This is a genomic window from Prosthecobacter vanneervenii, from assembly GCF_014203095.1.
Taxonomy (GTDB): Bacteria; Verrucomicrobiota; Verrucomicrobiia; order Verrucomicrobiales; family Verrucomicrobiaceae; genus Prosthecobacter; species Prosthecobacter vanneervenii.
On record NZ_JACHIG010000002.1, the window covers coordinates 147,358 to 160,736 of the forward strand.

At 62.4% G+C, this 13,379-nt stretch carries 9 protein-coding genes; 4 read left to right on the top strand and 5 right to left on the bottom strand.

Going from position 1 to position 13,379, the window contains the following annotated elements; all coding sequences use genetic code 11:
* Positions 1–35: 35 nt before the first annotated feature.
* Together HNQ65_RS05890 and HNQ65_RS05895 are read left to right on the top strand one after the other, a co-directional pair.
* Positions 36–506: a DUF2127 domain-containing protein gene (locus tag HNQ65_RS05890; protein WP_184338568.1), complete on the top strand. Its 471-nt coding sequence runs from the start codon at positions 36–38 to the stop codon at positions 504–506.
* Between the two features lie 236 nt (positions 507–742).
* Positions 743–1,273, top strand: coding sequence for a hypothetical protein (locus tag HNQ65_RS05895; protein WP_184338569.1), 531 nt, complete (start codon positions 743–745; stop codon positions 1,271–1,273).
* A gap of 76 nt (positions 1,274–1,349) precedes the next feature.
* On the opposite strand, the gene HNQ65_RS05900 is transcribed toward HNQ65_RS05895, so the two are convergent.
* Positions 1,350–2,522, bottom strand: a complete 1,173-nt coding sequence (locus HNQ65_RS05900; protein ID WP_184338570.1) for an AraC family transcriptional regulator — start codon at positions 2,520–2,522, stop codon at positions 1,350–1,352.
* Positions 2,523–2,635: 113 nt separating this feature from the next.
* On the opposite strand from HNQ65_RS05900, the gene HNQ65_RS05905 reads away from it, so the two are divergent.
* Together HNQ65_RS05905 and HNQ65_RS05910 are read left to right on the top strand one after the other, a co-directional pair.
* Positions 2,636–3,574, top strand: a complete 939-nt coding sequence (locus HNQ65_RS05905; protein WP_184338571.1) for a YHYH protein — start codon at positions 2,636–2,638, stop codon at positions 3,572–3,574.
* Positions 3,575–3,621: 47 nt separating this feature from the next.
* A complete protein-coding gene (locus tag HNQ65_RS05910; protein WP_184338572.1) occupies positions 3,622–6,162 on the top strand; it encodes a DEAD/DEAH box helicase in 2,541 nt (846 codons plus the stop codon).
* 55 nt (positions 6,163–6,217) lie between these two features.
* On the opposite strand, the gene HNQ65_RS05915 is transcribed toward HNQ65_RS05910, so the two are convergent.
* The 4 genes from HNQ65_RS05915 to HNQ65_RS05930 are packed head-to-tail and all read right to left on the bottom strand — an operon-like array spanning position 6,218 to position 13,372.
* Positions 6,218–8,410, bottom strand: a complete 2,193-nt coding sequence (locus tag HNQ65_RS05915) for a molybdopterin oxidoreductase family protein (protein WP_184338573.1) — start codon at positions 8,408–8,410, stop codon at positions 6,218–6,220.
* 2 nt (positions 8,411–8,412) lie between these two features.
* On the bottom strand, positions 8,413–9,993 hold the full coding sequence (locus tag HNQ65_RS05920) for a DmsC/YnfH family molybdoenzyme membrane anchor subunit (RefSeq protein WP_184338574.1): 1,581 nt from the start codon (positions 9,991–9,993) through the stop codon (positions 8,413–8,415).
* A 15-nt stretch (positions 9,994–10,008) separates the two neighbouring features.
* The gene (locus HNQ65_RS05925) at positions 10,009–11,754 is read right to left on the bottom strand and encodes a NirA family protein (protein ID WP_184338575.1); all 1,746 of its coding nucleotides are present in this window, start codon (positions 11,752–11,754) and stop codon (positions 10,009–10,011) included.
* On the bottom strand, positions 11,744–13,372 hold the full coding sequence (locus tag HNQ65_RS05930) for a diflavin oxidoreductase (RefSeq protein WP_184338576.1): 1,629 nt from the start codon (positions 13,370–13,372) through the stop codon (positions 11,744–11,746). Before HNQ65_RS05930 ends, HNQ65_RS05925 begins: the two co-directional genes overlap by 11 nt.
* Positions 13,373–13,379: the final 7 nt, after the last annotated feature.

Consider the following 13,379-nt stretch of genomic DNA (forward strand, 5'->3'; position numbering starts at 1 on the left):
CATTGCCGCACCCTGCCTTTCGCGCATTCTGAAGCATGACTTCCTCAGGTTTGCGCAAGAGTCTGGATGTGGTGGCGGCCATCGAAGCGGCCAAGGGCACGGTGGTGCTGCTGGCGGGCTTTGGGCTGCTGGGGCTGCTGCACCGGGACCTGCATGAGCTGAGCAGCAAGATCGTGATGCATCTGCACCTGAACCCGGCGAGAAAGTATCCGCACATCTTCATCGACCTGATGTCATCGCTCAATGACCAGCGGCTGTGGTTCATGGCAGGCATGGCGGTGCTGTACTCCACCCTCCGCTTTGTGGAGGCCTACGGGCTGTGGAAGCAGAAGACCTGGGCGGAGTGGCTGGCGCTGGTGGGCGGATGCATCTACCTGCCGGCAGAGGTGTACGAGATCGCGAAAAAGGTCACCTTCATCCATGTGTCCGCGCTGGTGGTGAACCTGGTGGTGGTGCTGCTGATGGCCAAAGTGCTGCTGCAAAAGCGCCAGGGTAGGAAAGTCTAGGATTTTTTACCATGACCATGGTCATAAAAGACGAAAAATTTCATCTTTCTTGCCAGGGTTTTACATGTTTCTGACACATCCCTGCCGGACTGTGCGAGTCTGGCCCCAGATCCAGAGAGCAGCACGAAGGCTGCAGATCGCACATTTCAGTTAGTGATTCCTGCATGGCTGTTGGATACACTTCAAAAAGCCGGGGTGGATCGAGTGATCCACCCCGGCTTTTTTTTTGCTCCAAGATGCCCGAATCCGCTAAAGCCAAAGGCCTCATGAGAAGGGATTTTGGCAACACGTGGAAACAGCTTCGATCCGTGCTGATCGCAGGCCTCATGATTGGCGCTGTCGGAGCCGTGGGCATGGGCTTTGTGATACAGCATGAGGGCCGCCGTCCGGTCAATGTGGTGGATTTGCTGGCGGTTGCCCTGGGCATAGGTCTGATCACTCCTTTCTTTGTGCTGCCCACGCTGCTGGTGAGCATCCGGATCGAGGATGGCATGATCTCCCACTGGCTGTGCCGCCGCTGGAAGCTGAGCGAGGGGCGCGTGGATAGCCTGACGAAGGTGGAGATAGCCACCAACACGGGCGCGCGGTTTCATTTCTCCGACCGCAAGCCGATCTCCTTCATGGGGGCAGATCTCATGATTTTGCAGGCGATGTGCGTGCACCTGATGGAGCTGAGGCCGGAGTTCAGGCAGTTCGTCTTTGGCAGGCGCGCGGTGATGATCCTGAAGACGGTGCAGATGATCCAGGGTAAGCGGAAGGAGGGGTGAGCCGGGTGAGTTCGAGTTCGAGTTCGAGTTCGAGGAAGAGGAAGAGGAAGAGGAAGAGGAAGAGGAAGATCAGCACTTAAAGTGCGCGGCGTTTCCTGAACTCCCCCGGTGTCATGCCGGCGCGCTTGCGGAAGGCCTCGGCCATGTACTGCGGGTGGGTGAAGCCGCAGCGGGCGGCGATGGCATCGAGCGTGAGATCGGTCTCCACCAGCAGTTTTTCCACGGCGGCAAAGCGGATGCGGTTGATCTCCTCCCCGGGGCTGCGGCCGATGAAGGTCTTCATGCGGCGCTCCAGCACGCTGCGGGAGAGCGCGGTCTCGCGCGCCACGCGGGCCACGTCGATCTGCTCGGTGGCGTGCTGACGGATGAAGCGGAGCGCAGCGGCGATGCGCGGATCTTCCACCGCGACGATGTCGCTGGACTGACGCACGACGATGTCTCCCGGGGCGAGCAAGTGCTGCTCGGCGGGCCGGGGGATGCGCTGCTTTTTCATCCACGCATCCAGCAGGCGTGCGGCCTCATACCCCACGGCCTGGCCGCGCAGGCGCACGCTGGAGAGCGGCGGGGAGGCGGTGTCGCAGAGCATGTTGTCATTTTCCGCGCCCACCACGGCCACCTCCTCCGGCACGGAGATGCCGGCACGGCGGGCGGCATCGAGCAGCCAGAAGCCGAGCTGGTCATTCACGGCAAAGACGCCCACCGGTTTTTCCAGCGAGACAAGCCACTCGGAGAGCGCGTGCTGGTGCTCGTCCCAGCGCAGGCGGCGGCTGGATTTGAACACGGAGCAGTCAAAGCCGTGGGCGCGCAGGGTTTTGACAAAGAAGGTGCAGCGCTCTTCAAAGAAGGCCTCCGAGGTGTCCTGGTAGCAGGCGAAGCGCTGAAAGCCGCGATTCCGCAGATGCTCGGCCACACGGGTGCCCACGATGCTGTTGTCCATGCCGACAAAGGGAAAGCTGTGCGGCAGCACGGTGGTGCGAAGCTCGATGACCGGTAGTTTGGTAGCCTTGAGCTGGCGTAGCAGCGCAGCATCCACGGTGCGGGAGAGGATGCCGTCCCCAGGCCAGTCTTTGAGCCAGTCTGGGAAGCGGCTGCGGAGATCGCGCGGCTCCAGATAGATCGACCACGGCCCGTGCTCCGCCACGTAACGGCGGACGCCGCGTACGATATCGCGCCCGTAGGAGCGGGAGGTGTCGACAAGAACGGCTACCTGCGGGATGCGTGCGGGGGTGGTGCGGTGGGCCTGCGGCATGGATGAGATGCAAACTGGAATCTGCACGTGGAAGCAAGCAGGAAGAATGAACGCCCCCTGCGGAGGAATTATTTTTGTAACGAAACAACGGGCGCCGGCTTATTTTCAACAACATGCGACTCTCCCGAACCCATGCCTCCCCTACCCTGCTGCTGAGGGCAGGCTGCACCGCCCTCGTGTCTGTCTGTCTGGCGGCCTCGTCACAGCTGCCACCCAATGAGGTAAAGATCTCCACCGACGGAGAGTACCGGCGCATTCAGGCTAATGGCATCCCAGACCACGCGCCGGGACAGTTTCCGAACCGGCACAACCCGAACGTGATCGGGCCGCAGAGCTATGACTACAAGGTGCCGCTGCACCCGAAGCTGACGGAGAAGCCGGTGCCGTACCGCATGCAGCCCTTTGGCATCGGGGTGAATGGCGTCGTGTTTGACCCCTTTGCCGCGGAGTGGTGGCAGGGCGATCCGGCCTGGCAGTACGAGCCGCATGGCGGAGCCATCGATCTGGGGCTGGACTCCAGCAATGCGCATGTGCAGCCTAATGGAGCGTACCATTACCACGGCATCCCGAACGGACTGATCGAAAAGCTGGCGGGCGATCAGAAGAAAATGGTGCTCGTCGGCTGGGCGGCGGACGGCTTCCCCATCTACGGCCCCTATGCCTACAGCGAGGCGATGAATGCGGAGAGTCCGGTGAAAAAGATGGTGCCCAGCTATGGGGTGAAAGCGGGCACGCGCCCGGCTGGATCTCCCGGCGGCAAGTATGACGGCGCCTTTGTGCAGGACTACGAATACGTGGAGGGCAAAGGCGACCTGGATGCCAGCAACGGACGCTACGGAGTGACGCCTGAGTTTCCCCAAGGCACCTACTACTACGTGCTGACAGATGCCTACCCGTATGTGCCACGCCAGTTTGCCGGCACGCCGGACGCCAGTTTTGCCCGTCGCGGCCCTCCGGGTGGTGGCTTTGGCCCTCCAGGACGTGGCCGTCGCGGCGGACCGGGCGGCATGCGCCCGCCAGGGCCTCCGGGATTTGGCCCGCCGCCGTTTTGATGCTGCCCAGTTGCGGTGACACGGGACTCCTTTATGGGTGATGTCGAATGACCGACCACCCGCTGCTGCGCCGACTGCCGAAATCCACCGACTGCTCCAATGACGAACTGCTGGCGGCGTTTCTGGACTACGTGGCGGAGAAGAATCTGGAGCTGTACCCCGCGCAGGAAGAGGCGGTGCTGGAGCTGTTTGATGATCGCAATGTGATCCTGAACACGCCCACGGGATCGGGCAAATCGCTGGTGGCGCTGGCGCTGCATTTCCGCTCTCTGGCGCGGGGGCGGCGGTCAGTGTACACCTGCCCGATCAAGGCGCTGGTGAATGAAAAGTTTCTCTCCCTGTGCCGCGACTTTGGCCCTGAGAATGTGGGCATGGCCACTGGCGATGCCACGGTGAACCGCAGCGCGCCCATCCTCTGCTGCACGGCGGAGATTCTGGCGAACTACGCCCTGCGCGACGGAGCTAATGCGCCCTTCCGCGAGGTGATCATGGATGAATTCCACTACTACTCGGACCGCGAGCGTGGCGTGGCCTGGCAGGTGCCTTTGCTGACGATGAGCAACGCGCGCTTTCTGCTGATGTCCGCCACAATGGGCGGCTCTGATTTTTTCAAAGAGAAGCTCAGCACGTTGACGAAGGCCGAGACGACCGTGGTGGCAGCTTATGAACGGCCGGTGCCGCTGGAGTTTAGCTACGCGCAGACATCCGTAGATGTGACGCTGCAGGAGCTGGTGGCGGCAAACAAGGCACCGGTGTACCTGGTGCACTTCACGCAGAACGAGGCCGCGCAGGCGGCGCAGGATCTGATGAGCCTGAACTTTTGCAGCACGGCGGAGAAGGCCGCGATCAAGGAGGCGCTGGTGGGGTCCAAGTTCACGAGCCCTTACGGCAAGGAGGTGAAGAAGTACCTGAGCCACGGCGTGGGCATCCACCACGCGGGGCTACTGCCAAAGTATCGCGTGCTGGTGGAGAAGCTGGCGCAGCGCGGGCTGCTGAAGGTCATCTGCGGCACGGACACGCTGGGCGTGGGTGTGAACGTGCCCATCCGCACCGTGCTGCTGACGCGGCTGAGCAAGTACGGCGGCGAGAAGGTGGCCACGCTGAGTGCGCGGGATTTTCACCAGATCACCGGACGTGCAGGACGGCGCGGCTATGACGATGTGGGCTACGTCGTGTGCCAGGCGCCTGAGCATGTGATCGAGAATGCGAAGATGGAGGCCAAGGCCGCAGGCGATGTGAAGAAGCTGCGCAAGATGGTGAAGAAAAAAGCGCCGGAGGGCTTTGTGGGCTGGAACGAGGACACCTACAAAAAGCTGCAAAACGCTGCGCCGGAGCCGCTGGCCTCACGCTTTCAGGTTTCCCATGGCATGCTGCTGCAGGTGCTGAGCCGCAAGGGGGATGCCTGCGCAGCCATGCGGCAGCTCATTGCGGACTCGCATGAAACGACGAATGCGAGGAAGCAGCACGAGAAGCGCGCGTGGGAGCTTTTCCGCGCGCTGGTGCAGCGCAAGATCATCGGGATCATTCCGCCGAAGCAACGCGATGCACAGGGCACCAAGCTGCAGCTGAATGTGGAGCTGCAGGAGGATTTCTCGCTCAACTACACGCTCTCCCTGTATCTCATCGACACGCTGGCGCTGATTGATCCCGCCTCGCCCACTTACGCGGCGGATGTGCTGACGCTGTGCGAGGCCATTTTGGAAAACCCTGACATCATCCTGCGCAAGCAGCTCGATCAGGTGAAGACCGAGGCCATGACGACGATGAAGAATGAAGGCGTGCCGTATGAGGAGCGCATCGCGCGGCTGGAGGAGCTGGAGTATCCGAAGCCCTGCCGCGACTTCATCTACAGCACCTTCAACGCGTTCAGCGAGGTGCACCCGTGGATCGGCCAGGAGAACATCCGGCCCAAGAGCATCGCGCGGGAGATGTTTGAGAACTTCCGCAGCTTCAGCGACTACATCAACGACTACGAGCTGCACCGCGCCGAGGGCGTGCTGCTGCGCCACCTTTCCAGCGTGCACAAGGTGCTGGCGCAGACGGTGCCGGAGAATTTTAAAAACGAGCCCGTGCAGGAGATGGAGGCCTGGCTGGCCGGCGTGCTGCGCGGCACCGACTCCAGCCTGCTGGATGAATGGGAGCGCATGCGCGACCCGAACTTCAAGCCGGACGAGGTGGTGGAAAAACGTGAGGAGGCACCGGACATCACGCGCAACAAACGAGAGTTCACCGCGCTCATCCGCACGGAGATCTTCCGCTTCCTGCGTCCTCTTTCTCTGGAGAACTACGCCGCCGCCGCAGCCACCGTGACAGGTGGCGTGAACGCCGATGCTCTGGCTGCGATGATGGACCCGTACTACGCCGAGCACGAGCGCATCCGCCTGGACAACGAAGCCCGCAACGGAAGGCACACCTACGTGGAACCGAGCGAGGACCAGAAAACCTGGCGCGTGTGCCAGGTGCTGATCGATCCCGAGGAGCTGAACGACTGGCAGGCGGAGTTCAGCGTGGATCTCGCTCAAGCACGCGAAGATGGAAAGCCGACGCTGGTGCTGAAAAGCGTGGGAAGGGTGGGTAGCTCATCATAGTTGCTTAGTTGCGCCGCAACTGAGGTTTTTCCGGACCAGTTGCAGCGCAACTGGGCTACTTTTCCACCCGCACCGCCGAGTGCTTGTAGCTGGGCTGGCGACTATGCGGATCAAACGACGCATGCGTGAGCTGGTTCACGCGCGGATCGTGCATGGGCAGGAACACCTCTCCCGGCCGCACGCAGGTGGTGAGGCGGGCTTTGGCGGTGAGTTCGGCGCGCTTGGAAATGACACGCACCTGCATGCCATCGCGAATGCCGAGCGCATCGGCATCCTGAGGATGGAGATCCAGCATAAGCTCCTGCGGCATCATCTTGGCCAGCACGGCGGACTTCCGTGTGCGCGTCTCAGTGTGCCACTGCGCGCTGGTGCCACGGCCGGTGATGAGCACGAGCGGATACTCCGTGCTGCGCTGCTCGGGGATGGGCTGCGGAGCCTCGAAGACGAACCTGGCGCGTTTGTCGGGCGTGTAAAACTTCCCATCCTCAAACAAGCGGCGCTCCTTCCAGGTGGTGGCCTTGAACTTGGCGGCGTCATCCTTGCTGAGCGGCCACTGCACACCACCGGATTTATGCACCATCTCATGGCCGGAGATACCAGAGATGTCGCAGGGCTGGCCCTCGGTGCAGCGCTGCAGCACGCGAAAGACAGACTCCGGGGTGCTCCAGGCGCGGAAGAGATCTTCGCAGCCCCAATAGTGGGCGATGAGGCGGAAGATGTGGAAGTCTGCGAGCGCCTGACCGGGAGCGCGACGCACCTTGGGGCTGTAGCCGATGCGGCGCTCGCTGTTGATAAAGCAGCCGTCCTTTTCCCCCCAGCCTGCTGCGGGCAGCACGAGGTGGGCGCGCTTCGCCGTCTCGGTGCTGCAGTACATGTCCTGCACGACGATGAAGTCGAGCTTGTCGAGGATGCGGTTGATCTCGTTCTGGTCGATCCACGAGTGGCTCGGATTGGTGGCCACAAACCACAGGGCTTTCACCGTGCCTTCATCGGCGGCCTTGAGGATCTGGTCATACGCCAGGCTGGGGCAGTCGGGTATGCGCTCCACGGGAATGCCTGTGGCAGTGGCGACTTTTTCACGATGGCGCGGATTGCGGAAGTCGTGACCTCCCAGCAGATTTGTGGTGTTGGAGAAGAGGCGCGATCCCATGGCATTGCACTGCCCGGTGATGGAGTTGGCCCCGGTGCCGGGCTTGCCGATGTTTCCGGTCATCAATGCCAGATTGATGATGGCCTGGGCGGTGCGTGTGGCCTGATGCCCCTGGTTCACCCCCATCGTCCACCAGAAGGAGACGCGCGGCGTGCCGTGGATGATGGTCTGCGAGAAATGCACAAGGCGATGCACGCTAATGCCCGTCTCCTGCGAGACGCGTGCGGGATGAAAGTCGGCGAGGAATTTTTGAAACTCATCAAAGCCTGTGGTGTGCTGCTCGACAAAGGAGGTGTCCACTCCACCGTCGCGAATGATGAGATGGGCGATGCCGTAAAGGAGGGCGAGGTCGCTTTTAGGTTTGATGGCATAATGCTGCGTGGCGGCCATGGCCGTCTCCGTGGCACGGGGATCGACGACGATGATCTGCGGGTTGCGCTTGTTGCGCAGCACACGCTGCCACATGATGGGATGGGCGATGCAGGGATTGGCCCCGATGAAGACGAGCACGTCGCTCTCCTCAAAGTCCGCGTAGGTGAATGGCGGCGCATCAAAGCCGAAGCTCTCCTTGTAGGCGGTGACGGCAGTGGCCATGCACTGGCGAGTGTTGCCATCGCCATGGATCATGCCCATGCCAAACTTGGCCAGCGCGCCAAGGTAGGCCATCTCCTCAAACATGATCTGCCCGGTGCTGATGAAGGCGGCGGCTTCGGGGCCGTGCTTGTCCAGCACGGTGCGCATCTGATCGCAGAAATAACGGAGTGCGGTGTCCCAGTCCACCTCTCTCCCATGCAACAGTGGCATGCGGGCGCGGTCGGGCGCATCGAGCACGCTGAGCGCCTCCCAGCCTTTGGGGCAGGCGGTGCCGATGTTGACAGGATAGTCGGGGTCCGGGGTGAGATTGACCGCAGTGCCGTCTTTGAGATGCACCTTCAATCCGCAGCCGGTGGAGCAGAAACCGCAGACGGCTTTTGTAGCGGCGTCTGGCAGCAGATGCGCGGGCACCTGACCGAGCCCGAAGCGCGCGGGCTCGCGCACAAGATCGGCGGTGAGCGGGCCATCCCACTCGCGCAAGGTCATGGCGGGCAGTTTCATCATGGTCAGTTTCCTGGCATTTTAGAGCCTGCGGCGGCGGTGAAGAAATAAAGCCTCTCGATGAGCTGGCTGCCAAAGGTGAGCAGCAGAGAGAGGGTGAACATCCAGTGGGCTGCGGCACCACCGGCGATGGTCACCGGTATGAGCAGGCCTGTGGCGATGAGCAGCAGGCCGCGTGCCTCAATGCGCCGGGAAAGATGCCGCTGCATGATGCGCGCGGATTTGTGCCAGAGGCAGGATTCATTCGCCAGCGCACGACGGTAGGAGGAGATCTCCCACAGGGACAGAGTCCAGCGGAAGAGCAGGACCAGCGCCATGGCCCAAGTGGCGGCACTGATGCCGGCCCAATGCCACACAGCAGCGCACAATCCAGCACCCAGCAGCAGCGTGGTGCCGATGAATTTGACGCTCACATTTTTCAGTGACCAGAACGGCCTGCGTGTGTCCACATAGACCATCACGGAGCACCACACGGCCAGCAAAGCGGCGAAAGCAGTACCGGTGACGGCGAGGCGCATCCACTCGATGTTTCCGAGCCACCAGGTGGCAGCAATGGTCATGCCGCCTGCGGGCAGCGCACCAAAAGCCATAATCTCTCGCGAGAGCCATGACCTGCGCCAGCCAAGGAAAGCGCGCCAGGCTTTCAGCGGCTGGCCGAGATGCAGCGTGCTGAGGCCCACGCCAGCCAGTCCCGCCACGAGTGCGAAGGCGCTGGTGACGGCAGCCTGCTGGAGTGTGAGCCAGTGCAGCCACATGGCCGCGGCGCAGAAGGTGAAGGCTCCGGCGCTCATCTGCGTGAGCACGAGCATCCATGCGAGGGGATCGTGATGACCGTGATCCAGGTCCAGCCGCCCGGCGTCGGCTGCCTGTGCGGCGGACGGCACCGGCTGCGTGGAGACATAGGTGGTGGTGGGGCGTGTGTAGCTGGAATCAAACGCGCCCGCGATCATTCTACCATGATCTGGCACAGCATCGAGCTTCACGACTTTGATCTTGATGGCTTCATTCGGGCAGGACTGCACGCATGCGGGGGCCTCTCCTTCAGCGAGGCGGCCCTGGCACATGTCGCATTTGCGCACGATGCCGCGCTTGAGATTGAACTTCGGCACATCATAGGGGCATTTCAAAATGCAGTAGCTGCAGCCGATGCATTGGTCGTCCAGATGACGAACGATGCCGGTGGTGCTGTCTTTGTCATAGGCCAGCACGGGGCAGCCCTCTGCGCAGGCGGGGTCGGCGCAGTGATGGCAGGCGGTGGTGACGGTCTGCAGATAAGGCTGCTTTCGCGTCCCCACGAGCAGGCCCATGTCCCGCCAGCTTTCGCCTTCATCCAGTCCATTGAGGGAATGACAGGCGGCCACGCAGGCCTTGCAGCCGGTGCAGGCGTCGAGATTCACCTCAAAGGCATACTGCTCTCCCGACTGCGGCTTGCTCAGCGGGATCAGGTGCGTGAAGCGCTCCCGTACGGAGCGGGAGTCGTATTCTTCGGAGAAGAGAGCGACGGGGGTGCGGAGCGTCTGCTGCTCGCGGAGCGCGGCGTCAATGATGCTGACGCCGGAGCCTCCGGCTGAGATTGAGCGCTCCATGTCGCGAATCATGGCTTAGCAGTTAAACACCTCCTGAAGCTGGCCCACCGTGTGCCGGTTGCAGAAGGCGTGGAAGGACTCCCCTTCGCTGCGCTGCGCCAGATAGCCTTTGAGCATGGCCTCCAGCGTGGTGCCCAGGGATTCAAAGGCCACGCCGCTGAAGATCTGACGGCCGATCTTGCGGTTTTCGCCGAAACCACCGCCTACTGTGATATGGTAGCCTTCTCCGCTCTCGGATTTCACCTTGGTGCCGAGCAGGCCGATATCACCCATGAAGTGCTGGGCGCAGGAGTGGGCGCAGCCGGTGAAGTGAATGTTCACCGGGCGGTCGAGCTTCACACGCTTGTCCAGGTACTCCATCATGGCGATGGCGTGGCCCTTGGTGTCGCTGGCGGCAAACTTGCAGTACTTGTTTCCGGTGCAGGCCACGAAGCCGCTTTTGAGATTGGACTGCTCCGTGGGGAAGCCGAGCTTCTTGAGCGACTTCGCCACCGTGGCGGCGTAGGTGGCCTTGACGTTCGGAATGATGAAATTCTGCCAGACGGTGAGGCGCACTTCGCCGGAGCCGTAGCTGTCTGCGAGATCGGCGATGCGATCGAGCTGCCGTGCCGTGAGCTGCCCCACCGGCACGCTGGCGCCGACGTAAACGAGCCCCTCCTGCTTCTGCGGGTAGGTGCCCACGTGGGAGTGCCCCTGCTGGGAGAACTCGCGCTTTGCCTGGCAGGCGGCGTCCGGGGCAAGGCGGGTGAGCTTGAACTTCAGGAACTTCTCCGTCTCCACCAGCACGCCATCGAGGCCCTTGTCCTCCACGACGTATTTGAAGCGTGCCTTTTTGCGGTTGGTGCGGTCACCGAACTGGATGAAGACGCGCAGCAGGGCCACCATGACATCATTGAGCTGCTCGGGCTTGACGATCACGCCCCAGTCGCTGGCAAAGGTCTGATGACCGGTGACGCCGCCGAGGGCGATGCGGAAGTACACGCCGGGCTCGATGCCCTCGGAGTTTTCCGTGATGCGCACGGCGCTGGCGCCGATGTCGTTGGTGTCTTCCACGGCGGAGATCAGCCCACCGCCGTCGTAGGCGATGTTGAACTTGCGCGGCAGATCGTAGAACTCCTTGGAAGCGATGATGAGCGTGGCCAGTTCATTGACGAGCGGGCGCACGTCGATGAGCTCATGCGGATCATAGCCCGCGCAGGGGTTCATGGTGATGTTGCGGATGTTGTCCGCGCCAGCACCTTTGGAGTGGAGGCCGCAGCCCTGAATGCGGCGGAGCACCTCGGGGCAGTTTTTCGGCTCGATGAGGCGGATTTGAAAATTGTTCCGCGTGGTGATCTGGATGTATCCGGTGGTGAGCTCACGTGCGATGGCGGCCAGCTCGCGGAGCTGGTAGCTTTTCACGATGCCGCCGGGAATGCGCAGACGGCACATATAGCCGTCCTTCACCGGATTGAGCCAGAAGAGGCCGTTCCACTTGTAGCGGAAGACGGATTCGGGCTCGGGCTTGGCATTCCAGCGCGCGTCCATGACGAGCTGCTCGATGGCGTCAAAGGGGTGGAGTTCGCGCTTGATGCGCTCCTCCTTGGTGAGGTCATCAAGAGAGGGGCCTGCAGGCGCGGCGGCCACAGGTGCGGCGGAAAGATCTCCGAAGGAGACCCCGCCGGCGGCGATGCCGGCAAAGAAGCCTTCGAGGTAGCGCTTTTGCTCGCCGGTGAAATCGGCGGAGGTGGAGGGCGCGAGGGCGGGTGGTTCAATAGACATCGCGGGCATAGCGTTTCTCCTTTTTCATCTGGTTCACGTAAGCGGAAGCTTCTTCGGCGGATTTGCCGCCTGCGGTTTGAATGATGGTGTGCAGGGCGTCATCCACGTCCTTGGCCATGCGCTTGGCGTCTCCGCACACGTAGAAGTGCGCGCCCTCCTCCAGCCACTGCCAGAGCTCATTGGCCGCCTGCAGCATGCGGGTCTGCACGTAGATCTTCTCCTCCTGATCGCGGCTGAAGGCGGTGTCCAGCCGTGTGAGGTGGCCGCTCTGCACCCAGCCGATGACCTGATCTTGGTAAAGGAAGTCGGAGGCGCGCTTCTGGTCGCCAAAGAAGAGCCAGTTTTTACCGGGGGCTTTGGTGGCTTCGCGCTCTTCCAGGAAGGCGCGGAAAGGGGCGATGCCGGTGCCAGGACCTACCATGATGACGGGCTTGGTGCTGTCTGCGGGCAGGCGGAAGTGATTGGCCGCATGGAAGTAGATGCCGGTGGTCTCTCCGAGGGGGAGGCGGTCGGCCAGGAAGGTGGAGGCCACGCCTTTGTGATGCACGCCGTCCGTGCTGTAGCGCACGGCGCCTACGCAGAGTTGCACCTCATCCGCATGCGCCTTGATGCTGGAAGCGATGGAGTAGAGACGTGGCTGGAGCTTGCGCAGGTCCGCCACAAAGGCGGCGGGGGCCATGCCGGTCTGCGCGGCTGGCTTTCCATAGAGCTGGCGGATCTCGTAATGCGCGATGAGCGCCGCACGCAGCGCGGCGGTGCCACCATCCGGCAGCGGCACCTCGGCCTGGGGATCGAGCTTATGCGCGGCGAGGATGGTGTCCACCACGTCGGGGCAGTTTTGAACGAAGACGCCGAGGGCGTCTCCCACCTCGTAGCTGAGGCCACTGCCGGTGAGGGAGAGAGCGATGTGGCGTGTGTCCTTGCTGCTGCCGCGAGTGTTCAGCGGGGTGTTGTCGATCAGCTTTGCGGGGAAAGGATTCTTTTTGCTCCAGCCGGTTTCTTCTTCGACGGCGGTGTCAGCGACGGGTGCGGCGGTGGAGCCGCTGAGTGCGGTGAAGGCGCTGCTGCTCCACTGCTTGGCGAGGGTGTCAAACTCCACATCGCAGTCGACTCGATCAGCAATGCGGCGTGCGCCCAGCTCGGCGAGGCGTGCGTCGAGCTTCCTGCCAGCGAGGCAGAAGGTGTCTCCGTAGTTTTTGTCTCCCAGGGCGAGCACACTGTACTGCACGCCGTCAAATTTCGGGCTGCTGCCGTTTTGGTTGATGCTGTCCCAGAAGGAGACAGCATTGTCCGGCATGTCCCCCTCCCCCCAGGTGCTGGTGATGAGGAGGACGTTCTTGTCCTTGATGAGATCGGCGGGTTGCAGCGAGTCGAGGCCCGCAGCGCGCGCTGCGAAGCCCCGACCCGATGCTTCCCTGGCCAGCCGCTTGGCCAAACTTTCCGCATTGCCGCTCTGGCTGCCGAAGGCGATGAGGAGCGGGATGGATGCCGCCTGCGAGGGCGACGTGAGCGCGGCTGCGGGACCGCGATTGAGCACACCGGCGAGGAAGCCATTGAGCCAGGCTCTCTGCTCGACGGAGAAGGGTGCGTTTTCAGGTATGATAGGAACGGTGGACATGGCGGCG